The sequence below is a fragment of the Croceicoccus sp. BE223 genome, assembly GCF_031457155.1.
Classification (GTDB): Bacteria; Pseudomonadota; Alphaproteobacteria; order Sphingomonadales; family Sphingomonadaceae; genus Croceicoccus.
Genome location: NZ_JAVDWB010000006.1, coordinates 255,216 through 276,585, shown reverse-complemented (window position 1 = coordinate 276,585; position 21,370 = coordinate 255,216). Strand labels below are relative to the sequence as shown.

At 66.2% G+C, this 21,370-nt stretch carries 23 protein-coding genes; 19 read left to right on the top strand and 4 right to left on the bottom strand.

Annotation, left to right across the window (positions count from 1 at the left end):
- Positions 1–255: 255 nt before the first annotated feature.
- Positions 256–2,400: a sulfotransferase gene (locus J2X37_RS13740; RefSeq protein ID WP_310022277.1), complete on the top strand. Its 2,145-nt coding sequence runs from the start codon at positions 256–258 to the stop codon at positions 2,398–2,400.
- A 655-nt stretch (positions 2,401–3,055) separates the two neighbouring features.
- Here J2X37_RS13740 and J2X37_RS13735 read toward each other — a convergent pair.
- Positions 3,056–3,706 (bottom strand): hypothetical protein, encoded by a 651-nt coding sequence (locus J2X37_RS13735; RefSeq protein WP_310022275.1) that lies wholly within the window; start codon positions 3,704–3,706, stop codon positions 3,056–3,058.
- Between the two features lie 108 nt (positions 3,707–3,814).
- Here J2X37_RS13735 and J2X37_RS13730 point away from each other — a divergent pair, with 108 nt between their 5' ends.
- The 9 genes from J2X37_RS13730 (at position 3,815) to J2X37_RS13690 (ending at position 9,794) form a co-directional block, all read left to right on the top strand.
- Complete coding sequence (locus J2X37_RS13730) at positions 3,815–4,576, top strand: TlyA family RNA methyltransferase (protein WP_310022273.1); 762 nt, start codon at positions 3,815–3,817, stop codon at positions 4,574–4,576.
- Positions 4,577–4,612: 36 nt separating this feature from the next.
- Positions 4,613–5,188, top strand: coding sequence for a TspO/MBR family protein (locus tag J2X37_RS13725; RefSeq protein ID WP_310022271.1), 576 nt, complete (start codon positions 4,613–4,615; stop codon positions 5,186–5,188).
- A gap of 26 nt (positions 5,189–5,214) precedes the next feature.
- Positions 5,215–5,499 carry an accessory factor UbiK family protein gene (locus tag J2X37_RS13720; RefSeq protein ID WP_310022269.1) on the top strand — a complete coding sequence of 95 codons (285 nt, stop codon included), beginning with the start codon at positions 5,215–5,217 and terminating at the stop codon, positions 5,497–5,499.
- 88 nt (positions 5,500–5,587) lie between these two features.
- Entirely contained in the window at positions 5,588–5,875 is a 288-nt protein-coding gene (locus J2X37_RS13715; RefSeq protein ID WP_310022293.1) for a hypothetical protein, read from the top strand.
- Between the two features lie 47 nt (positions 5,876–5,922).
- A complete protein-coding gene (locus tag J2X37_RS13710; RefSeq protein ID WP_310022267.1) occupies positions 5,923–6,543 on the top strand; it encodes a recombination protein O N-terminal domain-containing protein in 621 nt (206 codons plus the stop codon).
- Positions 6,544–6,556: 13 nt separating this feature from the next.
- Positions 6,557–7,612, top strand: coding sequence for a 3-isopropylmalate dehydrogenase (gene leuB, locus J2X37_RS13705; protein ID WP_310022265.1), 1,056 nt, complete (start codon positions 6,557–6,559; stop codon positions 7,610–7,612).
- 135 nt (positions 7,613–7,747) lie between these two features.
- Positions 7,748–8,071 carry a hypothetical protein gene (locus J2X37_RS13700; RefSeq protein ID WP_310022263.1) on the top strand — a complete coding sequence of 108 codons (324 nt, stop codon included), beginning with the start codon at positions 7,748–7,750 and terminating at the stop codon, positions 8,069–8,071.
- A gap of 51 nt (positions 8,072–8,122) precedes the next feature.
- On the top strand, positions 8,123–9,223 hold the full coding sequence (locus tag J2X37_RS13695) for a glycosyltransferase family 2 protein (RefSeq protein WP_310022261.1): 1,101 nt from the start codon (positions 8,123–8,125) through the stop codon (positions 9,221–9,223).
- 88 nt (positions 9,224–9,311) lie between these two features.
- A complete protein-coding gene (locus J2X37_RS13690) occupies positions 9,312–9,794 on the top strand; it encodes a PilZ domain-containing protein (RefSeq protein ID WP_310022260.1) in 483 nt (160 codons plus the stop codon).
- Here J2X37_RS13690 and J2X37_RS13685 read toward each other — a convergent pair.
- A complete protein-coding gene (locus tag J2X37_RS13685) occupies positions 9,791–11,110 on the bottom strand; it encodes a glycosyltransferase family 39 protein (protein WP_310022258.1) in 1,320 nt (439 codons plus the stop codon). The two genes, J2X37_RS13690 and J2X37_RS13685, sit on opposite strands and share 4 nt — an antisense overlap.
- A gap of 132 nt (positions 11,111–11,242) precedes the next feature.
- Here J2X37_RS13685 and J2X37_RS13680 point away from each other — a divergent pair, with 132 nt between their 5' ends.
- The 3 genes from J2X37_RS13680 (at position 11,243) to apaG (ending at position 14,453) form a co-directional block, all read left to right on the top strand.
- Positions 11,243–12,451 carry an aminotransferase class I/II-fold pyridoxal phosphate-dependent enzyme gene (locus J2X37_RS13680; RefSeq protein WP_310022256.1) on the top strand — a complete coding sequence of 403 codons (1,209 nt, stop codon included), beginning with the start codon at positions 11,243–11,245 and terminating at the stop codon, positions 12,449–12,451.
- A 56-nt stretch (positions 12,452–12,507) separates the two neighbouring features.
- Entirely contained in the window at positions 12,508–13,935 is a 1,428-nt protein-coding gene (locus J2X37_RS13675; protein WP_310022254.1) for a PAS domain S-box protein, read from the top strand.
- A 119-nt stretch (positions 13,936–14,054) separates the two neighbouring features.
- On the top strand, positions 14,055–14,453 hold the full coding sequence (gene apaG / locus J2X37_RS13670; protein WP_310022291.1) for a Co2+/Mg2+ efflux protein ApaG: 399 nt from the start codon (positions 14,055–14,057) through the stop codon (positions 14,451–14,453).
- A 12-nt stretch (positions 14,454–14,465) separates the two neighbouring features.
- Here apaG and J2X37_RS13665 read toward each other — a convergent pair whose 3' ends face one another.
- Together J2X37_RS13665 and J2X37_RS13660 are read right to left on the bottom strand one after the other, a co-directional pair.
- Positions 14,466–14,759, bottom strand: coding sequence for a hypothetical protein (locus tag J2X37_RS13665; RefSeq protein ID WP_310022251.1), 294 nt, complete (start codon positions 14,757–14,759; stop codon positions 14,466–14,468).
- Positions 14,759–14,977 carry a hypothetical protein gene (locus tag J2X37_RS13660; RefSeq protein WP_310022249.1) on the bottom strand — a complete coding sequence of 73 codons (219 nt, stop codon included), beginning with the start codon at positions 14,975–14,977 and terminating at the stop codon, positions 14,759–14,761. Before J2X37_RS13660 ends, J2X37_RS13665 begins: the two co-directional genes overlap by 1 nt.
- Before the next feature lie 87 nt (positions 14,978–15,064).
- Between J2X37_RS13660 and J2X37_RS13655 the strand changes: the two genes are divergently transcribed.
- From J2X37_RS13655 to tuf, 6 genes are all read left to right on the top strand, one after another.
- Complete coding sequence (locus tag J2X37_RS13655; protein ID WP_310022248.1) at positions 15,065–15,856, top strand: LysR family transcriptional regulator; 792 nt, start codon at positions 15,065–15,067, stop codon at positions 15,854–15,856.
- Positions 15,853–16,401, top strand: a complete 549-nt coding sequence (locus J2X37_RS13650; RefSeq protein ID WP_310022246.1) for a GNAT family protein — start codon at positions 15,853–15,855, stop codon at positions 16,399–16,401. Before J2X37_RS13655 ends, J2X37_RS13650 begins: the two co-directional genes overlap by 4 nt.
- Before the next feature lie 340 nt (positions 16,402–16,741).
- Positions 16,742–17,113 (top strand): 30S ribosomal protein S12, encoded by a 372-nt coding sequence (gene rpsL, locus J2X37_RS13645; protein ID WP_047820267.1) that lies wholly within the window; start codon positions 16,742–16,744, stop codon positions 17,111–17,113.
- Positions 17,114–17,247: 134 nt separating this feature from the next.
- The gene (gene rpsG, locus J2X37_RS13640) at positions 17,248–17,718 is read left to right on the top strand and encodes a 30S ribosomal protein S7 (RefSeq protein ID WP_310022241.1); all 471 of its coding nucleotides are present in this window, start codon (positions 17,248–17,250) and stop codon (positions 17,716–17,718) included.
- Between the two features lie 124 nt (positions 17,719–17,842).
- The gene (fusA, locus tag J2X37_RS13635) at positions 17,843–19,975 is read left to right on the top strand and encodes an elongation factor G (protein ID WP_310022239.1); all 2,133 of its coding nucleotides are present in this window, start codon (positions 17,843–17,845) and stop codon (positions 19,973–19,975) included.
- Between the two features lie 107 nt (positions 19,976–20,082).
- A complete protein-coding gene (gene tuf / locus J2X37_RS13630) occupies positions 20,083–21,258 on the top strand; it encodes an elongation factor Tu (protein ID WP_310022236.1) in 1,176 nt (391 codons plus the stop codon).
- The last annotated feature ends 112 nt before the right edge of the window (positions 21,259–21,370 follow it).

Below are 21,370 nucleotides of genomic sequence, written 5' to 3'. Positions count from 1 at the left end.
CGCCGGGTGGAAATCACCTACGGTCCGGGCTCGGGCATGTAAGCAACGCGCGTCACCGCAAACAGGAAAAGGGCCGGAGAAATCCGGCCCTTTTTCTTTGCCCGGCGCGGTGGCAGGGAGATTTACTCTCCACGCTCAATCGTCGGGGCAAAAATCACGTTTTAGGGGGCGATCTTCGCGTGGATCTTTGCCATAGCAGGCCCCAATGCGCCGCGATCACGACGGCGCACCGTCCTGTCAGCGGAGCCATTTTTCATGAGTGCCACCAAAGAAGCCCTCGTCACCGACGAGATGATCCAGCAGGCCCAGAAGGGCTCGCTTCGTGTTACCGAGGCGAGCGCGATCGCCATGGCCGGCGAACTCTACACGCGCGGCAAGTATCGCCAGGCCGAGAATGCCTGCCGCCAGATCATCGCGCACAAGCCGACCATTTCGGACGCGCACAACATCCTTGGCGTCGCGCTGAACGCGCAGGGCAAGGTCGAGGAGGGCATCGCCGCCATCCGCGAAGCGATCCGCCTCTCGCCCCGCATCGCCAGCTACTACGCCAATCTGGGCGAAGTGCAGCGGCTCGCGAAGATGACCGAGGAGGCGCAGGTCACGCTCGAGAAGGCGGTTCAGCTTGACGCCAGCAACGCCCAGGCGGCCAACAACCTCGGCATCGTCTATTACGAGCAGAAGGAGTTCGACAAGGCGATCGAGATGTACCGCCGCGCGATCGGCCTGAAGCACGACTTTCCCGAAGCGCACAACAATCTCGGCAATTCGCTGCGTGCCGCCGGCGAGCCTGATGCCGCGGTCGACGCCTATCAGACCGCCCTGGCCCAGCGCGAAGTCTATCCCGAGGCGTACAACAACCTCGGCACCCTGCTGCGCGAGCAGGGCAAGCCCGACCAGGCCCAGCACGCCTTGCGCAAGGCCCTGCAGCAGAGGCCCGACTACGTCGAGGCGCACAACAACCTGGCCGCGCTTCTCTATGGCGAGAAGCAGGAGGTCGAGGCGCTCCGTCAGCTCACCGACGTGCTGCGCATCGCACCGAACAACACGCGCAGCCTGCTGCTGACCGCGCGCATCCAGCTGCGCCGCGGCAATCATCGACCGGTCGAACAGGCTTGTCGGCTGGTCCTGAAGAACGAGGCCGACAATAGCGAAGCCTACACGATCCTGGGCCAGCTGATGCACGACCTCGACAAATACGAGCAGGCGATCGGGCTTCTCGAAAAAGCCCTCGAACTGAAGCCGGAGAATGCCGAGGCCCGCAATTTCTACGGCGTTGCGCTCAAATCGGTCGGCAGGCTCGACGAGGCGAGGGAGAACATCCTCAAGAGCATCGAGGCGAACGAGCAGATGTTCGCGGCCTATTCGAACCTCAACGACCTGGTCGACTACGCGAAGGAGCCGGAACTCTTCGAGCGCATCGAGCGGGTGATGGCCGAAGCGGAGAAGGACGACGCCGAACGCGTGCTGCCCCTCCACTTCGCCTACGGCAAGGCTCTCGACGATCGCGGCGAGCACGAAAAGGCGCTCGAGCACTATGTCGCGGGCGGCAAGCTCAAGCGCAAGACGCTCAGCTATGCCGAAGACAAGGTCGAACGTTTCTTCGACTCCATCAAGAAGCAGTTCACGGCCGAGATTTTCCGCGACCGCCCGTTCGAGGGACTGGATTCGCAACGTCCGGTCTTCATCGTCGGCATGCCGCGCTCGGGCTCGACCCTGTGCGAGCAGATCATCTCCGCGCACCCTGACGTCTTCGGCGCGGGCGAGGTAAAGGCGTGGAGCAGGTCGGTCCAGAACCTGCGCGATCGTTTCCCGGTCATGCCCAGCTATCCTGAGATGGTCGGCGCGATGAAGGACGAGCACTTCCGCCTGATCGGCGAAAACTACCTGAACGCGGTGGGTGCGCAGGCGGGAGAGGCAAAGCGTGTCACCGACAAGCTGCTGACCAACTACTTCTTCGTCGGGCTGATCCAACTTGTCTTCCCGCATGCGAAGATCATCAACACCCTGCGCAATCCGGTCGATACCTGCCTCTCGGCGTTCACCAAGCTGTTCAAGGATGACATGCCGCACAGCTACGACATGGGCGAACTCGGCCGCTACTACCGCCGCTACGAGGCGCTGATGGCGCATTGGCGCGATGTCCTGCCCGAAGGCGTCATGAAGACGGTTCGCTACGAAGACACGGTCGACAAGACCGAGGAGGTCGCCCGCGAACTCATCGAATTCATCGGCCTGCCGTGGGACGACGCCTGCCTGGCATTCCACAAATCGTCGCGTCCGGTAAAGACCGCCAGCGTCGCGCAGATCCGCAAGCCGATCTACACCAGCTCGGTCGAGCGCTGGCGCAAGTACGGCAAGGGCATGCAGCCGTTGCTGGACGCGCTCGAATACGAGGGCTGACGGCGCAAGGCGTGGCCCTGCGGCGACGCAGTAATCAGATAGGGCTCCCGGGCTGCGGCTCGGGAGCCCTTCTCGTGATACGCGGGGACTTGTACCGCGCGGATGCCAGACATGAGAAAGCCCGCAAGCGCCTGAGCACTTGCGGGCTTTCGCATGGTCAGCGGCCGGAAGTGCCGCCCTAAGACGAAGCCTTTATCGCCTCACGCCCGTAAAGGGCGGTGAATTACCGATAATGCCTCGTGATGGACTTCTCCGACCTCTTAGCTGAACCATGAGACATCGGATCACCTCCTTTCGCGCGGGGCCAAGTGTTGCCGCGTTCGCAAGCCCCCTTGAAGCCTTGCGTGCGGCGGGGCCGGGGCGGTGCTGAAGTCGAGGATTTCTGCCGTTCGCTCGGCCATCCCCGTCACCGCTCCGTCCTTGCTGACAAACATGATGATTCGCGCGCCGCTCGGCAAGACTTGCGTTGAATTTATTCGCTGTCATACTCGGGCACTTGGCGCATAGGGACCGAACCCCAACCGGCTGACCAGACGCGCTTTTTTCCGCCATTTCGCAGATCGGCACCGGCTCGGATCCGCGAGGTTCCGCCGGGTCCGGCGGGGCCAATTTCCAGCGACTCAGCGACTATCCACAGTTCCCTGAAACGCCTCGGTCAGCGGCAATCCTCGACCACCCTGGCGATCTCCGGCCAGCTAGGCAGGTAGAGCGTTTCCGTGCCCTGCACCTGCACCATGAAGCGGCCGCGGGTGAAGACCATGGCGTCGAGGATCGGGTCGTGCGGGGCGAGGGCGGCGACGATCTGAGGCAGGGTGCCGCCGCTCCGCTCCGTAGTCAGCGTGCGGGCGGCTTCGGTCGTCGTCACGCTCATCGCCGGCGAAGCCTCGCTCGCGGTCGTGTTCGGATTTGTGGTGCGCCACAGCTTCACCTGCCGCGTCGCCGGTTCGCAGGCGACGATGAAGCGCGCCTCCGAATTTGCGGGACCGAAGAGCGCCCGGCTGGCGCGGGCGTCGGAAACGTAGTGCCAGTCGCCCTGCGTCAGCGGCGCGTCGCGCCAGTCGGCGGGCACCGGAAGCGGCGCGGGCGCAGGGGCGGGCGACGGTGTCGGGGCCGGGCCGGGCGTGGCGACGGGCGGCGGCGCCGAGGTGCAGGCGGCAAGCCCAAGCCCCGTGGCCGCGATCATCCCGCCCGCCAGAAGCCAGCAGCGCCGCATTGCGGTACGGGCGATGGCGCGGCGTTCGGCGGGGTTCGGTTCTGCGGCAGTGAGATTGGAAACCGGGGCGGAGTTATCGTCGCTTGGCGTCATGACCCCGTTATGCGAAGGGCATGGGGCCGCTACAAGCCCCATCCGGCCAAGCGGTCTGTCTTTTCGCCCACCCGCGGTCCGCCGCCAGACGAAGACCATCCCGAGATCATGGAAAAACCCCCGAAGAACAAGGCCGCAAAGCAGCGCGTGGACCAGTTGCTGGTTGCCCGCGGCCATGCCGAGAGCCGCGCCCGGGCGCAGGCGCTGGTCATGGCCGGGCTGGTCTTTTCGGGGGAGACGAAAATCGCCAAGCCGGGCCAGGCGCTGGCCGAGGATGCGCCGCTCGACGTGCGCGGGCGCGACCACCCGTGGGTCAGCCGGGGCGGCATCAAGCTGGCCCACGCGCTCGAAACCTTCGCGCTCGATCCGGCAGGGGCCGTGGCGATGGACATCGGCAGTTCGACCGGCGGCTTCACCGACGTGCTGCTGACCCACGGGGCGGCCCACGTCTTCGCGGTGGACAGCGGCACCAACCAGCTCGCGTGGAAGCTGCGGCAGGACCCGCGCGTCACCGTGCTGGAACAGACGAGCGCGCGAATCCTCACGCCCGCCCACATCGACCGCGCTTGCGACTGGGTGGTCTGCGACGCCAGCTTCATCGGCCTGGCCAAGGTGCTCGAGGTGCCGCTGCGCCTCGCCGCGCCGGTCGCCACGCTCGTCGCGCTGATCAAGCCGCAGTTCGAGGTCGGGCGCGGCGAAGTGGGCAAGGGCGGGGTGGTGCGCGATCCGACTCTCCACGCCCGCGTCTGCGAGGACGTGTCGGACTGGCTCGTCGCATCGGGATGGACCGTGCAGGGCCTGGTGCCGAGCCCGATCACCGGGCCGGAAGGCAATGTCGAATTCCTGGTCTGGGCCTCGCGCGGTCGGTGAGACGGAACGGCGCGCCGTATCGTTCGTTCATCGTGCATGGACACCACCGACCACATCGCCACCCGCCCCGTCGCCCCGGCCGAGGCCGATCCCGCCGCCGCATCCCCTGCCGTCCCCTATGCTGACAGGCGCCCGGAAGCGCGATCCGTGCTGAAATGGGCGATCCTTACCGTGCCGCTCGTGGTCGTGCTCGGACTCGCTTCGGGCTGGGCCTCTGGGTCGGGCGCGAACAGTCCGTGGTTCGATGCGCTGGTCAAGCCCGACATCTATCCGCCCTCGTTCCTGTTCGGCATCGTCTGGACGATCCTCTACGTTCTCATCGGTTTTTCGCTGGCCTTCGTTCTCGCCACGCCGCCGCATCCCCTGAAACGGTTCGCGCTGACCGTCTTTGCCGCGCAGCTTTTCGTCAACGTCCTCTGGTCGCCGTTGTTCTTCGGCGCGCAACTGATCGCCTTCGCCTTTTTCTGGATCGTGCTGATGATCGCACTGGTCATCGCGACGATGGCCTATTTCGCGAAGATCAGCCGGATGGCCGCGCTGCTGCTGGTGCCTTACCTCGCGTGGATCAGCTTTGCCGCGGTGCTCAACCTCCAGTTCTGGCAGTTGAATTGATCGAACGAGAGGTCCATCTAGTCATTATGCAGAGCGACAATCCCCGTATCTCGGATCTCACCCGGATGTTCACCGCCGCCGCCGGCACCTTTGCGGGCATGGCGCAGGAATCGGCAGAAGCCGCGCGCGAACGGCTCAAGGAAGCCTTCGGCGGCCTCGATTTCGTCAGTCGCGAGGAGTTCGAGGCGGTGAAGGAAATGGCCGCCAAGGCGCGGGAAGAGAACGACGCGCTTTCGGCCCGCATCGCCGCGCTCGAAGCGGCGGCAGCGGCGCCCAAGCCCTCGGCCAGGAAGACTCCGCCCGCGCAGTAATGCGATGAAGCGAGGGGCGTTCGTGGAACGTCCGCATTGCCCTGCGGTTAAGTCGATGAATATCGGCCCCCGCAAGGAACCCGCCCTCATGTTTACGCAGCTCAATCCCACCATACCCGTCCACGTGCTGGGCCGGGGCGACGGCTATGCGATCGGCATGATCGACTACGGCCAGGAACATAACCTGATCTGGGTCACCGCCATCGACGAGACAGGCGAGATCTGGTGTGCCCCCAATGCCAAGGTGCGCCTGGGCCGCAACTGGACGATGGGGCGCAAGGAGAACCCGCAAGTCGCGGCCGACAAGGCGGCGATGAAGATCGAGGAGGAAATGACCGACGCGGCCTGTGCCTGCGGCAAGGACATCGCGTCCTGAGCTGACCGCTTGCACCGGGCCCTTGCCGTCGGCACAGCGGTGCAGCCATGGAAATCCGCGCCCCCGCCATTCTTTGCGCCAGCCGCCCGCATGGCGAAACCGCCGCCATCGTCCGGGTCCTGAGCCGCGAACACGGAATGCTGGCGGGCTATGTCGCCGGGGGGAGGGGGCGTCAATTGCGCCCTGTGCTGATCCCCGGAAACATCGTCGAGGCGGACCTGCGCGCCCGTTCGGCCAGCCAGCTTCCCTTCCTCAAGCTCGAACTGGTGCAAAGCCGCGGCCCGTGGCTGACCGAACCGTTGCCCGCCGGTGCGATCGGTTGGGCGACGACGCTCGCCGCCGCCGTCCTGCCCGAACACAATCCCTACCCCGCGCTGCACGATACGCTGGCCGCCTTGCTCGATGCGATCTGCCATGCGCCCTCTGCCCGGGGTTGGGCGCTGGCGATGGCGAAGTACGAGACACTGGTGCTGCGCGACATGGGTTACGGCTGCGACGCGCCGCTGCCGCCGGCCGAGGACTGGCCCGACATCATGGCCGCGCTCGACCTGTCGGGACGGCAATTATCCCACCGCCTGCTTGCGGATCGGCGCACGAATGTTATGGGCGCGCGCGAAGTGATGATGCAGCGGCTCGCCCGGATCGATGGGGCCGCGCCCGGCAAGTGAGGGAACATTGGCCATGAAGATCGCGGTATTCGCAGGCGACGGGATCGGACCCGAAGTCGTCGCCCAGGCCATTCGCGTGCTCGACGCGCTGCCCTTGCGGGTCTCGCTGCTCGATGGCGATGTCGGCGGCGTCGCCTACAGGAAGCACGGCCACCCGCTGCCCGCCGAAACGCTGGTCGCCGCGCGCGAGGCCGATGCCATCCTGTTCGGCGCGGTGGGCGACTTCGATTGCGACCATCTCGAGCGCCACTTGCGGCCCGAACAGGCGATCCTGGGCCTGCGCAGCGAACTCGGCCTCTTCGCCAACTTGCGCCCGGCCAAGGTCTTTCCGGGGCTGGAGGACCGTTCGGCGCTCAAGCCCGAGATCGCCGCCGCGATCGATCTCCTCATCGTGCGCGAGCTGAACGGCGACGTCTATTTCGGCGAGAAGGGCATGCGCACCACGCCTGCCGGCCTGCGCCAGGGCTACGACATCATGTCATATGACGAGGGTGAGGTCCGCCGCATCGCGATCGCCGGGTTCGAGGCCGCGCGCAAGCGGCGCGGCAGGCTGTGCAGCGTCGACAAGGCCAACGTGCTGGAAACCAGCCAGCTTTGGCGCGACGTGGTGATCGAGACGCACAAGGACTATCCCGACGTCGAGCTGACCCACATGTATGTCGACAACGCCGCGATGCAGCTGGTCAAGTCGCCCGGCCAGTTCGACGTCGTCGTCACCGGCAACCTGTTCGGCGACATCCTCTCGGACCAGGCCTCGATGTGCGTCGGTTCGATCGGCCTGCTCGCCAGCGCTTCGCTGGGCGAGCGCAAGACCGAATACGGCACTTTCGGCCTTTACGAACCGATCCACGGCAGCGCGCCGGACATCGCCGGAAAGGGGATTGCAAACCCGATGGCGACGATCCTGAGCCTTGCCGAACTTCTCCGCCATTCGCTGGGGCAGCACGAGCAGGCCGCCCGCATCGAGGCCGCCGTGGGCCGCACGCTCGCCGACGGGATCCTGGGCGGCGACCTCGGCGGAAACGCCGGTTGCAGCGAAATAGGTGACGCGGTGCTCGCAAGGCTGTAAGGTCTCGCCATCGGATCAAAGGGCTGGGGGGCCTCAAGATTGGAACGACAAGCTGATTTGGGGGATGGGCCGGCGGCGACGCCGCGGCCCTGTTGCGTCAAGGTTTTCGAAGGTCTGCATATCGCCGCCTTGCCGGTGGGCCTGCTGCTGTCGCCTGCCGGGCAGGCGTGGGATGCCCTGCCGTGGCTGGTGCTGATGCTGCTGGCCGCGCTCGCGATCTCGCGGTTGCGGCTCGCGCTCGTGTGGCTGCTGGCGACGGCGGTGGCGATCGGCTTCATGATCTTTGTGCCCATCGGCGTGGCGTTTCAGGCCGCGCGCCTGGTCGAGGCTCCGATGTCTTGGCTGCGCGTCGCCTATGTTCTTTTCGTCGCGTCGGGTTCGTTGTTCTTCCTGTGGCGGCGCGACACGATGGTGTGGATGCGGGAAAAGGGCGGCCGGTTGTCGATGGCGGTGTTCTGACGCTGGCCTTTGCGGCAAAAATTGGGCATTGGGCGCGCCATTGGAGGCCCGATGCTCAAACTCGCGATTATCCTGCCCACGCTCAACGAACGCGACAATCTCGCCCCGCTGGTCGAACGGCTGGCCGGTGCGCTTGACGGTCCGCTCGGTGCGGACGCCTGGGAGGCGATCTTCGTCGACGACAATTCGCGCGACGGCACGGCCGAGGAAGGTCGCCGCCTGTCGCAGGTCGACCCGCGCGTCCGCGTCATCCAGCGCATCGGCCGCCGCGGCCTTGCCAGCGCCGCGATCGAGGGGATGCTGGCGACCGCCGCGCCTTTCGTGGCGGTGATGGACGCCGATCACCAGCACGACCCGGCGCTGCTGCCGCCGATGCTTGCCGCGCTGCAGGCGGGGGAGGCCGATGCCTGCGTCGCCAGCCGCTTCGCGCCCGGCGCCAGCATGGAAGCCTGGGGTCGGCCGGACCGCGAAAAGCATTCGGCGCTCGCCAACGGCCTCGCCCGCAAGCTGACCGGCGTGACGCTGACCGATCCGATGAGCGGCTATTTCATGCTGCCCGCCGCAACCTTCCGCGAAGTGGCGCCGCATCTTTCCGGCATCGGCTTCAAGATCCTGCTCGACATCCTCTCGACCGTGCACGCGCCGCTGCGGGTCAAGGAATTTCCCCTGTCCTTTGCCGCGCGCGCCACCGGAGAATCCAAGTTGGACCAGGCCATCGCCTTCGAATTCCTCGTCGGGCTTTATGACAAGACTTTGGGCCGCTTCATCCCGACGCGGTTCGCGCTGTTCGGCACGATCGGCGCGATGGGCGTGGTCGTGCACCTTGCCGTGCTGTGGATGCTGTTCCGCGCGGGCGGGCTGCCGTTCCTCTATGGCCAGATCGGCGCGGTGATCGCGGCGCTGACCTTCAACTTCATCCTCAACAACGAACTGACTTACGCCGACAAGCGGCTGCGCGGCATGGGCCGGCTGACCGTCGGCTGGATCAAGTTCGCGCTGACCTGCTCGATCGGCGCCTTCGCCAACGTCGGCGTCGCCGAGGCGCTGGTGACCCGCGGCGTCCACTGGGTCCTGGCGGCAGTGGCCGGGATCGTCATCGGCTCGGTGTGGAACTACGCCTTGTCGAGCAAGTTCGTCTGGGGCCGGTTCTGAGCGGGGTGCGCCTCGCGCGGACCGAGGGAAACCCCTTAGTCTGAAATTAACCCCTTTGCGGTCCAATGGCGGCCGAAAGGGCAGGCCGTTGATTCACGCACGCATCAGGGCTCGGACGAAGGAGGCGGAGCGGCGCTGGCAAGTGCGCCGCGACGTTGCCATCGCCACGTCCGCGCGGTCCGGCGACGATGGCCCGGGGCACGCGGCGCTGATCCGCAACCTGTCGGAAAAAGGTCTGCTGATCGAGACCGAGGCGCCGCTGGGCCCGCGCGACAGTTTCGAGATCACCCTGCCCGATCATCACGCGGTGGCCGCCGAAGTGGTCTGGGCGCGGGGCGATCTCAAGGGCTGCCGCTTCTTCACGCCGATCCCGCGCGCGGTGGTGAGCGCCGCGGTGCTGCTGTCCCCGGCAGAGGGGGAGGCGCAGGACATCTACCGCGAGCTGCGCCAGGTCCGCAGCGAACTGGACCACCAGGAGGAACGCCACCTGCCGACCGCGCTGTCGGTGCCGGGGCTGGCGCTGCTGCTGGTGATCGAACTGCTCGTGGTGGCGCTGATCCTCGCGGGCTAGCGCCAGCTTTTCAGGATCGCGAAGACCGTGAACGCGCCCTTTCCAGCCAGCGGCAGGGCGGTCAGGATCTTGAAGAAATAGAGGAACACCGCGCCGTTCAGCGCGTGAAAGGCGATCGCCCAGCCGCGCTTCACCCGGCGGAACGGTTGCTGCCAGACCGCGGCATCGAGCACCAGCGCCAGCGCGATCGACAGGAACATCGCGCAGATCAGGTAGTGGTAGTAGAACTGCACCGGCTTGGGCGCGACGACCCACATGCCGATCGCCGCCATCCATCCGCCCGCCAGCACCAGGCAGTCCCAGCGCCGCCGCCGCAGGCCGAGCCACAGGCACCCGAGCAGGGCGACCAGCCCGACCCACATCTGCAACGGGTTGCCGATCATGAGCAGTCCGCGCCAGGCGCCTTCGTATTCCTGGTAGAAATACCAGATCGGCCGCAGGTCGAGCGCCCATTGCCACCATTGCGACATGTAGTTGTGCGGCTTGGTGACGCTTTCCTGCAGCTGCATCATGTACTGCTGCCATTCGACCGGTCCGGTGTAGCGCGGGTTGGGATAGCGAAGCAGCTTGATGGTTTCGAAGCTGACGAGGTAGATCGCCAGCGGCACGGCGCCGAGCCACCAGCCCGCCTCGAAGATGGTCATCTGCCCCAGCGGCCGCCGCGTCCAGCCGAAGCGGGCCAGCACGTTGCCGGCAAATATGCACAAGCCGGCATAGGCGATGACCGGCGCGCCGTTCCATTTCACCGCGAACGACAGGCCGAACAACAGGCCCGCCAGGATCACGCGCGCTCGGACCCACCTTTGCGTCGCCACCGCGGCGACCAGCGACCAGCAGCCCAGCAGCAGGAACGCCAGCATGAGCCCGTCGAGCATGGCGATGCGCGACTGGACCAGCAGGACGAAGTTGGTCGCGGTGAAGATACCCGCCGAAATCGTCGCGAAGCGCGACACGCTGGCGTGCCACGTGATGCGCATCACTGCCAGCAGCGACAGGCAGCCCGACACAGCCGCCGGAAACCGCCAGCCGAACGAATTGTCGCCGAACATGCGGATCGAAAGCGCCATGATCTGCTTGCCCAGCACCGGATGTTCCGGGTTCAGCAGCCGCAGACCGCCGACCCACGCGCGCGAGGCGGGGACGTAGTGGATCTCGTCGAACATCATGTTGGCGATGGTGTCGAGACCGCGGAAGACGATGATGGCAAAGGCCAGGACAATCGCCGCGATCCAGCCGCGCGGGTCGCGCACGCCGCCGGGCCCGACGGTGCGCGCCTGCGGATATCGGACCGGTGCGGATCGGGCGGCGCGCTGCATGGCGGGGGGCGCGATACTTTGCCTTGGAGGCGGGCGCAATCGGGATTGCGGTTGCCGGCACCATCCGGGTCCGGCAGCGATCGCGCGGGAACCCGATTGCCTAGCGGCAGGCGGCGCGCTAACGGCAGCGCCATGAAGCGCACGACAGGACAGGACCGCTCGATCACCCGCAACTGGCGCCCGGCGACGCAGGCGATGCGCGCCGGCACCTGGCGGTCGGAAATGGGCGAGACGAGCGAGGCGATCTTCGCCACCAGCGGCTATTCCTACGAGGATGCGGCCACCCCGGCGGCCCGTTTCGCGGGCGAGCGGGACGGCATGACCTACTCGCGCCTGCAGAACCCGACCGTGCAGATGCTCGAGGAGCGGATCGCGGTGATGGAAGGGGCCGAGGCCTGCCGCACCCAGGCCAGCGGCATGGCGGCGATGACCGCGGCGCTGCTGTGCCAGCTTTCGGCGGGCGACCACATCGTCGCCGCGCGCGCCGCGTTCGGGTCCTGCCGCTGGCTGGTCGACAGCCTGCTGCCGCGTTTCGGCGTGGAAACGACGGTGATCGATTCGACCGACGACGGGGCATGGGAACGCGCCATCCGGCCCAATACGAAGGTCTTCTTCTTCGAAACGCCCGCCAACCCGACGCTCGACATCGTCGATCTCAAGCTGGTCTGCGACGTGGCCCGGGCGCATGGCGTGACCACGGTCGTCGACAACGCCTTCTGCACGCCGATCATGCAACGCCCGCTCGATTTCGGCGCCGATGTCGTGGCCTATTCGGCGACGAAGCTGATGGACGGGCAGGGCCGCGTGCTGGCCGGAGCGGTCTGCGGGACCGAGGAGTTCATCAACGACAAGCTGCTGCCGTTCCAGCGCAACACCGGGCCGAACCTGTCGCCGTTCAACGCCTGGGTGGTGCTGAAGGGCATGGAGACGCTCGCCCTGCGCGCCCGGCAGCAGTGCGACAACGCGCTGAAGGTCGGGCAATTCCTCGAAGGACGCGTGCCGAAGATCCTGCACCCGGGCCTTGCCTGCCATCCCCGGCACGAGCTTGCCATGCGGCAGATGCTGATGCCCGGCTGCATCTTCTCGATCGTGCTCGACGGCGGGCGCGAACAGGCCCACGCCTTCCTCGATGCGCTGGAGCTGGTCGACATTTCGAACAACATCGGCGACTCGCGCTCCTTGATGTGCCATCCTGCCAGCACCACGCACCATTCGGTGGGGCCCGAAGCCCGCGCCGAGATGGGTGTGCCCGAAGGGATGTTGCGCCTGAATGTCGGACTCGAGGATGCGGACGATGTCATCGAGGATCTCGAACGGGGGCTGCGCGCTGTCGGACTCTGACGGGAACCGGGGCGGCATGCGGAACGTCATGCAGGCATGACGTGGATTTTCACTTGATGTCCTCCACCGATCGACCTGCCTCGGAAGGGGCATCGCCGACATCCACCAACGGCCCCGATGCGGACGAGGCGGCAAAGACCCTTGCCATGTCGCCCGAATCGCTGCTCGCCGCTGTCGTCGAGAACTCGGACGACGCGATCATTGCCAAGAGCGTCGACGGCACCGTCCTGTCGTGGAACCGCGGTGCCGAAGACTTGTTCGGCTGGTCGGCGGGGGAGATGATCGGGAAATCGGTGCGGATCATCATTCCCGATGACCGGCAGGCCGAGGAAGACGCCATCGTCCGCCAGATCGTCGCCGGCCAGCGGGTATCGGCGATGCACACCGTGCGACTGCGCAAGACAGGGGCGCGCGTGCGCGTTTCGGTCACCGTGTCGCCGGTGCGCGACGCCGATGGCAGGATCGTCGGCGCCAGCACCATCGCCCGCGATGTCGGCGCGCTGGAGCTGGCGCGGCAGCAGCTGGCCGAAAGCGAGCGGCGCTTCAAGATGCTGGCGGACAACATCTCGCAGCTGGCGTGGATTGCCGACCAGGACGGCTATATCTTCTGGTACAACAAGCGCTGGTTCGAATACACCGGTACGACGCTGGACCAGATGCAAGGCTGGGGCTGGGGAACGGTCCACCATCCGGATCATCTCGCAGAGGTTACCGAACGCTGGAAGACGCATCTGGCCGCAGGCTTGTCCTGGGAAGACACGTTTCCGTTGAAGGGCCGGGACGGCCAGTATCGCTGGTTCCTGTCGCGCGCGCGGCCGATCCACGACGAGGCGGGCGGCATCGTCTGCTGGTTCGGCACCAACACCGACATCACCGAACAGCGCGCCCAGGCCGAATCGATCCAGACCCTGCTCGACGAGGTCAATCACCGGTCGAAGAACATGCTCACCCTGATCCAGTCGCTGGCGCGGCGCTCCGCCCCCGGCAACGAGGAGTTTCTCAAGCGCTTCGTGCGGCGGCTCGATGCGCTCGCCGCGAACCAGGACCTGCTGGTCCGCCGGGCCTGGCGACGCGTGGCGATGGATGAGCTGGTGAGGGCGCAGCTTTCCTTCGCGACCGACATCGCCGAAGGGCAGATCGCGATCGACGGCCCGGCGCTTGACGTGACCGCCCGCTCTGCCGAGGTGATCGGGATGGCGCTGCACGAACTGGCAACCAACGCGCTCAAGTACGGCGCGCTGACGCGCGAGGGCGGGCGGGTCGTCGTCGACTGGGCCGTGCACGATGACGCGTTTTTGATGCACTGGCGTGAAAGCGGCGGACCGCAGGTGGATGCGCCGACGCGCGCGGGCTTCGGCACCAGCGTCATCCGCGACATTCCCGCCGTCTCGCTGGATGCGGTCGCAACGCTCGACTTCGCGCCGAACGGTTTGGTCTGGACGCTGCGCTGCGCCGCCGAACGGGTCCTGGCCGCCGCGGTCTGATCCGCGACACGGAAAAGGGCATTTGGTCGAGGTCGACCGGATTGGGGCGCGCATGATCGTGGGTTGCGGATGCGGCCCGATTGCGGGGCCGTCCATTCGGTTCTAGGCTGAACCTCATGATCGACCAGCTTTTCGACCACGTCGCCCACACCGCCGGCATCACCGTGCGCGTCGCCGCCAGTTTCCTGCCCGAACAATCGCAAGTGGCGGCGGGGCGCTGGTTCTGGGCCTATCACATCCGGATCGAGAACCACGGCGACGACACGGTGCGGCTGGTCAGCCGGCACTGGCGGATCACCGATGCCAACGGGCGCGTCAGCCTGGTCGACGGCGAAGGGGTGGTCGGCGAACAGCCGCTCCTCGCGCCGGGCGAAAGCCACGACTACGTTTCGGGCTGCCCGCTGGAAACGCCGCACGGGTCGATGGAGGGCTACTACGGCTTCATCCACGCCGACGGCGTCGCGTTCGAGGCGGCGATCCCTTTCTTCCCGCTCGCCGCGCCTGCCACCGCGCGCTGAAGCGATGACGGGCTAACGCCAGCGGCGCCAGAGCCGGCGGCGCGAGCACGACAGAGCAAAGACGACCCACAGCCAGAACGCGAAGCTGCCGAGAAAAGCCCCGCCGCGAAAGGTGTCTTCCGGGCCCGGGGCTTGGGGGACGGATACGGCGGGTCGGTCCGCGATAAACGGCGCTGGCCAGCCGGCAACGACGCGCGGTCGATAATTCTCCTCGGGCGGCCCCATGTTGCCGTATTGCGCGATCTCGTCCGTACCGGGCCTGACCATGAGACTGGCAAGTGTCAGGCCCAGTGCCATCACGCTCATCACCATCCAACGCAACACAGCAGATCCTTGCCAATTTTCGCCGTGTCTGTGCGCCCAGGAATGGCTCTGCGGTGAATGGGTGGTCCTGGCATGGTGCGGTTCATCGTTTCGGGCCAACCCTGCCACCGCAGTTGCCGCCATGCCTTGCGTGCGGAAAGCGCGCTGTCGATCGTCGCGAAACGCCGCCGTTCAGGGTCGCTGCCGATCATGGTCTTCACGACGCCCCGAACGCCGTTTCGTGACGGAAGCATGCCGGCGATCCGGGGATTGCCCACGGACGTATCGCCGCCTAAACCCCGCGCGACATGAAGCGGACGCATCTTCCTCTCAATGGCCTGCGCGTGCTCGACGCGGCGGCGCGGCATCTTTCGTTCACCCGCGCGGCGGACGAACTGGCGGTGACCCCGGCGGCGGTCGGCCAGCAGATACGCGCGCTGGAGGACCTGCTCGGCGTCGTGCTGTTTCGCCGCACGCCCAAGGGACTGGAACTGACTGACGAGGCGGAAGCGGGGCTCGATTCCCTGCGCGAAGGGTTCCTGCGGTTCGAGGAATCGGTGCAGGCGATGCAGGCGGGGCAATTGAGCCACATCTTCACGTTCGCCGCCCCGCGCGACTTCTTCGGCGCGTGGTTCGCGCGCCGGATCGGCGATTTCCGCGATGCCCATCCCGACACCCGCTTCCACATGGCAGGCGGCGCCAATGCCGATTTTACCGAGGCGAACCTCGATTTCGCGGTGCGGCTGGCCGAGGGGCCGGGCGATCTGGAGGGCGTGCCGCTGCGCCCCGCCCGGCAAGTCGTCGTTGCCGCGCCGGGGGCCCAGGATTCGTGGATCGCATGGCCCGGCGGCCCCGCGCCCGACGGTATCGACGCTACGATGCAGGTCGGCGCGTCGGGCCAGGCTCTGGCGGCGGTGGAAAGCGGGCTGGGTCGCACGATCCTGCCCTTGCAACTGGTCGAGGACGCGCTGGATAGCGGCAAACTCGTTGCGCTCGGCCCGGTGGAGGAGAGCCGTTACGGCTACTGGCTCGTCGCCCCGCGGCCGCAATGGCGGCAGAAGAAGGTGAAGGCGCTGGTCGAGTTCCTGCAGGGCCGGTGACCGACGCGATCGCCCGCACCGAACGCCTTGTCCTGCGCCCGCTGGCAAGGCGCGATATCGGCCCCCTGTTCGAAGGGTTCGGTGATGCGCCGACGATGACCTACTGGAGCCGCGCGCCCTTCGCGAGCGAGGGCGAACTCGCCGCCTGGGCCTTTCCCGCCGATCCGGGCGCCAGCCTCGTTTGTGTCGCCGCCGATCCGGTCGACGACGAGGCGCTGATCTACGCCACGCTGATGCCCCGTGCGCGGGGGCAGGCCGAAATCGGTTTCCTGTCGCGCCCTGTCGCGAGGGGGCGGGGCCTGGCGAGAGAGGCGCTGGGCCTGCTGATCGATCACGGTTTCCGTTCGCTGGGCCTGCGCCGCATTTTCGCCGACACCGATCCGGACAATGCCGGCGCCAACCGCCTGCTCGCCGCGCTGAGCTTTACGCTGGAGGGGCGACTGCGCGAGAACTGGGAAACGCATATCGGCCTGCGCGATTCCCACATATGGGGCCTTTTGCAGGGCGAATGGCGTCAGCCGCCGATCGCGCGCGCCGCGCCTTGACCCGGCGGCGAATCCCGCGTAGGGGCGCGACCAATCTTCGGGGCCGGAGTTTCCTGCGCCGCTGACCATAGAGCTGAACATTGCCGGTGAGTCGGGCGCCAAGGCCCCCGGTTATCCGTCAAAGTAACCTGCCCGGCAGGTGGAGCGTTTCGGTTCGTGCGGTGACTGACCGGCAGGCCCTTCATACAGGGGCGCTTGCCGCGTTCCGCGTGATCCTTCCTCCATTTCCGGCAAACGGCTCGGCCAAGGATTTTTGGCCCGATCCCATTCGCATCCTTTCGGAGCGCGGGGGAGGGCGCAACCCGACCGGGGAAACCCGGCGGCCAAGGAAGGAAGCATAATGCCCACTATCAACCAGCTGGTCCGCAAGGGCCGCGTTCCGCAGAAGGCCAAGAGCAAGGTTCCTGCGATGGAGCAGAACCCGCAGAAGCGCGGCGTCTGCACCCGCGTCTACACCACGACCCCGAAGAAGCCGAACTCGGCGCTTCGCAAGGTCGCCAAGGTGCGCCTGACCAACGGCCGCGAAGTCATCAGCTACATCCCGGGCGAAGGTCACAACCTGCAGGAGCACTCGGTCGTGCTCATCCGCGGCGGCCGTGTCCGCGACCTTCCGGGCGTGCGCTACCACGTCCTGCGCGGCGTGCTGGATACCCAGGGCGTCAAGGATCGCAAGCAGAGCCGCTCGAAGTACGGCGCCAAGCGTCCGAAGTAAGAACAACGCGGTGACGGACCGCTTTCCCTCCCGACCATCCAACGAGTTAAGCTCTGGGTGGTCGGGAGGGGGAGCGGGCCGGCACCGCAGGGCAGCCACGGATGTGGCTGACCACTCCGAAGGAGTACGAAAACATGTCACGTCGTCGTCGTCCCGAGAAGCGGGAAATCCTGCCCGATCCCAAGTTCGGGGATCAGATCCTGTCGAAGTTCATGAACAACCTCATGCTCGACGGCAAGAAGTCGGTCGCCGAGAAGATCGTCTATGGCGCGCTCGAAACCGTCGAGGCGAAGGCCAAGACCGATCCGGTGCAGCTGTTCCACGATGCGCTGGGCAACGTCATGCCGCAGATCGAGGTCCGCAGCCGCCGCGTCGGCGGTGCGACCTACCAGGTCCCGGTCGAAGTCCGCCCCGAGCGTGCGCAGGCGCTGGCCATCCGCTGGCTGATCACCGCCGCGCGCAACCGTCCGGAAACGACGATGGCCGCGCGCCTGTCGGGCGAACTGATGGATGCCTCGAACAACCGCGGCAACGCCGTGAAGAAGCGCGAGGACACCCACCGCATGGCCGACGCCAACCGCGCCTTCTCGCACTACCGCTGGTAAGATGGTTCCGGTGCGCGGCGGGGTGCACCCGCCGCGTCTTCGGATCGTCATATTAGTCACTATATGGGGCGGGTCCGGTCCGGACCTTCTCCGAACCCTCTCGAAGCCCCTCAAGGAATTTTCCATGGCGCGCGAATATCCGCTCGAACGCTACCGCAACATCGGCATCATGGCGCACATCGATGCCGGCAAGACCACCACGACGGAGCGCATCCTCTACTACACCGGCAAGTCCTACAAGATCGGCGAAGTCCACGACGGCGCCGCCACCATGGACTGGATGGAGCAGGAGCAGGAGCGCGGCATCACCATCACGTCGGCTGCGACCACCACGTTCTGGACGCCCGAAGACGCGACGATGGATCCCCGGTCCGAGCCTGAGGCGCTGCGCGCCAACCAGCCCAAGTACCGCATCAACATCATCGACACCCCCGGCCACGTCGACTTCACCATCGAAGTGGAACGTTCGCTGCGCGTGCTCGACGGTGCGGTCGCGGTGTTCGACGGCGTGGCCGGCGTGGAGCCGCAGTCCGAGACCGTGTGGCGCCAGGCCGACAAGTACGGCGTGCCGCGGATGTGCTTCATCAACAAGCTCGACCGCACCGGCGCCGACTTCTATTACTGCGTGAAGTCGATCGTCGACCGTCTCGGCGCGAACCCGCTGGTGCTCTATCTGCCGATCGGCGCGGAAAGCAGCCTCAAGGGCGTGGTCGACCTCGTCAACAACCGCGGCATCGTCTGGCAGGCCGAGGATCTCGGCGCCAAGTACGAGTTCATCGACATCCCCGAGGACATGGCCGACAAGGCGGCGGAATACCGCCAGCAGCTGCTCGACACCGTGGTCGAGCAGGACGACGAGGTGATGGAAGCCTATCTCGAAGGCAACGAACCCGACGTCGCGACCATCAAGAAGCTCATCCGCAAGGGCACGATGGCGCGCGATTTCGTGCCCGTGACCTGCGGCTCGGCGTTCAAGAACAAGGGCGTCCAGCCCCTGCTCGACGCGGTCGTCGATTACATGCCGTCACCGCTCGACGTTCCGGCGATCAAGGGCGTCCTGCCCGACAGCGACGAGGAGGCCGAGCGCCCCTCGAGCGACGATGCTCCGTTCGCGGCGCTGGCGTTCAAGATCATGAATGACCCCTTCGTCGGCTCGCTGACCTTCACCCGCATCTACTCGGGCAAGCTCACCAAGGGCCAGGTCCTGAACTCGGTGAAGGACAAGAAGGAAAAGATCGGCCGCATGCTGCTGATGCATTCCAACAACCGGGAAGACATCGAAGAGGCCTTCGCGGGCGACATCGTCGCGCTGGCCGGCATGAAGGACACGACCACCGGCGACACGCTGTGCGATCCGGCCAAGCCGATCATCCTGGAACGCATGGAGTTCCCGGAACCGGTCATCGAGCTGTCGGTCGAGCCCAAGACCAAGGCCGACCAGGAAAAGATGGGCATCGCGCTCAATCGCCTGGCGCAAGAAGACCCCTCGTTCCGCGTGTCGACCGATCACGAGAGCGGCCAGACCATCATCAAGGGCATGGGCGAACTGCACCTCGACATCCTCGTCGATCGCATGAAGCGCGAGTTCAAGGTCGAGGCCAACGTCGGTGCACCGCAGGTGGCCTATCGCGAATACCTCGCGAAGCCGGTCGACGTCGACTACACCCACAAGAAGCAGTCGGGCGGCTCGGGCCAGTTCGGCCGCGTCAAGGTCAAGGTCGAGCCGGGCGAGCGCGGCCAGGGCTTCGTCTTCAAGGACGAGGTCAAGGGCGGCAACATTCCGAAGGAATACATCCCGGCCATCGAGAAGGGCTTCCGCGAGCAGGCCGAGAGCGGCTATCTCGTCGGCTTCCCGATCATCGACTTCACCGTCTCGCTCTATGACGGTGCGTACCACGACGTCGACTCGTCGGCGATCGCCTTCGAGATCGCCGGTCGCGGCGCGATGCGCGAAGTGGCGCAGAAGTCGGGCATCAAGCTGCTCGAACCGATCATGAAGGTTGAGGTCGTCACTCCCGACGATTACCTCGGCGACGTGATCGGCGACCTCAACAGCCGTCGTGGCCAGATCCAGGGCACCGACACGCGCGGCAACGCGCAGGCCGTCGAGGCGTTCGTGCCGCTCGCCAACATGTTCGGCTACGTGAACGAGCTGCGGTCCTTCACCCAGGGCCGTGCGCAGTACACGATGCAGTTCAGCCACTATGACGAAGTCCCGGCCAACGTCGCGGCGGAAGTCAAGGAGAAGCTTGCGTAAGCTTCTCCAAGGGGCTAGGGGCGGCGCCTGATTCAGCGGGCTTCCGCCTTTCGTCCCGCCCGAAATCAAAACGATCACACGATCCAGACGAACAGAGGTTTTTGAAAATGGCGAAAGCTAAGTTTGAGCGGACCAAGCCGCACTGCAACATCGGCACCATCGGCCACGTCGACCACGGCAAGACCACGCTGACCGCGGCGATCACCAAGGTCCTCGGCGCCCCCGTCGACTTCGCGAACATCGACAAGGCTCCCGAAGAGCGCGAGCGCGGCATCACGATCTCGACCGCCCACGTGGAATACGAGACCGACGCCCGCCACTACGCGCACGTCGACTGTCCCGGCCACGCCGACTACGTGAAGAACATGATCACCGGTGCCGCCCAGATGGACGGCGCGATCCTGGTCGTGAACGCCGCTGACGGCCCGATGCCGCAGACCCGCGAGCACATCCTGCTGGCCCGCCAGGTCGGTGTGCCCGCGCTCGTCGTGTTCATGAACAAGGTCGACCAGGTTGACGATCCGGAACTGCTCGAGCTGGTCGAGCTGGAAATCCGCGAGCTGCTCTCGAGCTACGACTTCCCGGGCGACGATATTCCGATCGTTTCGGGTTCGGCGCTGGCCGCTCTTGAAGGTCGCGATCCGGAAATCGGCGAGGAGAAGATCCTCGAGCTGATGAAGGCCGTCGACGACTTCATTCCGCAGCCGCCGCGTCCGACCGACAAGCCCTTCCTGATGCCGGTCGAGGACGTGTTCTCGATCTCGGGTCGCGGCACCGTCGTGACCGGCCGTGTCGAAAGCGGCATCGTCAAGGTCGGCGAGGAAGTCGAGATCGTCGGTCTCAAGGACACCCGCAAGACCACCGTCACCGGCGTCGAAATGTTCCGCAAGCTGCTCGACCAGGGCGAAGCGGGCGACAACATCGGCGCGCTGGTTCGCGGCGTTGCCCGTGAAGACGTCGAGCGCGGCCAGGTTCTCTGCAAGCCGGGTTCGGTCACGCCGCACACCGACTTCAACGCCGAGGTCTACGTCCTCTCGAAGGACGAAGGCGGCCGTCACACGCCGTTCTTCGCCAACTACCGTCCGCAGTTCTACTTCCGCACGACCGACGTGACGGGCGAAGTGATCCTGCCGGAAGGCACCGAGATGGTCATGCCCGGCGACAACGTCACGATCGGCGTCAAGCTGATCGCGCCGATCGCGATGGATGAAGGCCTGCGCTTCGCGATCCGCGAAGGTGGCCGCACCGTCGGTTCGGGGGTTGTCAGCTCGATCACGAAGTAATATAGGCGCCGCACCGGCGGGGGTGATTCACTCCCGCCGGTCGGAATTTTCGGAAGGGCCGCCCCTTCCCGCACCGGCAACGGTGGTGGTGAGGCGGGGCGGTTCTTTCTTT

Bases quoted from the DNA above. Each gene is read 5' to 3' on its own strand.
- J2X37_RS13740 (WP_310022277.1), top strand. From the start codon at position 256: ATGAGTGCCACCAAAGAAGCCCTCGTCACCGACGAGATGATCCAGCAG.
- J2X37_RS13735 (WP_310022275.1), bottom strand. From the start codon at position 3,706: ATGACGCCAAGCGACGATAACTCCGCCCCGGTTTCCAATCTCACTGCC.
- J2X37_RS13730 (WP_310022273.1), top strand. From the start codon at position 3,815: ATGGAAAAACCCCCGAAGAACAAGGCCGCAAAGCAGCGCGTGGACCAG.
- J2X37_RS13725 (WP_310022271.1), top strand. From the start codon at position 4,613: ATGGACACCACCGACCACATCGCCACCCGCCCCGTCGCCCCGGCCGAG.
- J2X37_RS13720 (WP_310022269.1), top strand. From the start codon at position 5,215: ATGCAGAGCGACAATCCCCGTATCTCGGATCTCACCCGGATGTTCACC.
- J2X37_RS13715 (WP_310022293.1), top strand. From the start codon at position 5,588: ATGTTTACGCAGCTCAATCCCACCATACCCGTCCACGTGCTGGGCCGG.
- J2X37_RS13710 (WP_310022267.1), top strand. From the start codon at position 5,923: ATGGAAATCCGCGCCCCCGCCATTCTTTGCGCCAGCCGCCCGCATGGC.
- leuB (WP_310022265.1), top strand. From the start codon at position 6,557: ATGAAGATCGCGGTATTCGCAGGCGACGGGATCGGACCCGAAGTCGTC.
- J2X37_RS13695 (WP_310022261.1), top strand. From the start codon at position 8,123: ATGCTCAAACTCGCGATTATCCTGCCCACGCTCAACGAACGCGACAAT.
- J2X37_RS13685 (WP_310022258.1), bottom strand. From the start codon at position 11,110: ATGCAGCGCGCCGCCCGATCCGCACCGGTCCGATATCCGCAGGCGCGC.
- J2X37_RS13680 (WP_310022256.1), top strand. From the start codon at position 11,243: ATGAAGCGCACGACAGGACAGGACCGCTCGATCACCCGCAACTGGCGC.
- J2X37_RS13675 (WP_310022254.1), top strand. From the start codon at position 12,508: ATGTCCTCCACCGATCGACCTGCCTCGGAAGGGGCATCGCCGACATCC.
- J2X37_RS13665 (WP_310022251.1), bottom strand. From the start codon at position 14,759: ATGAGCGTGATGGCACTGGGCCTGACACTTGCCAGTCTCATGGTCAGG.
- J2X37_RS13655 (WP_310022248.1), top strand. From the start codon at position 15,065: ATGAAGCGGACGCATCTTCCTCTCAATGGCCTGCGCGTGCTCGACGCG.
- rpsL (WP_047820267.1), top strand. From the start codon at position 16,742: ATGCCCACTATCAACCAGCTGGTCCGCAAGGGCCGCGTTCCGCAGAAG.
- rpsG (WP_310022241.1), top strand. From the start codon at position 17,248: ATGTCACGTCGTCGTCGTCCCGAGAAGCGGGAAATCCTGCCCGATCCC.
- fusA (WP_310022239.1), top strand. From the start codon at position 17,843: ATGGCGCGCGAATATCCGCTCGAACGCTACCGCAACATCGGCATCATG.
- tuf (WP_310022236.1), top strand. From the start codon at position 20,083: ATGGCGAAAGCTAAGTTTGAGCGGACCAAGCCGCACTGCAACATCGGC.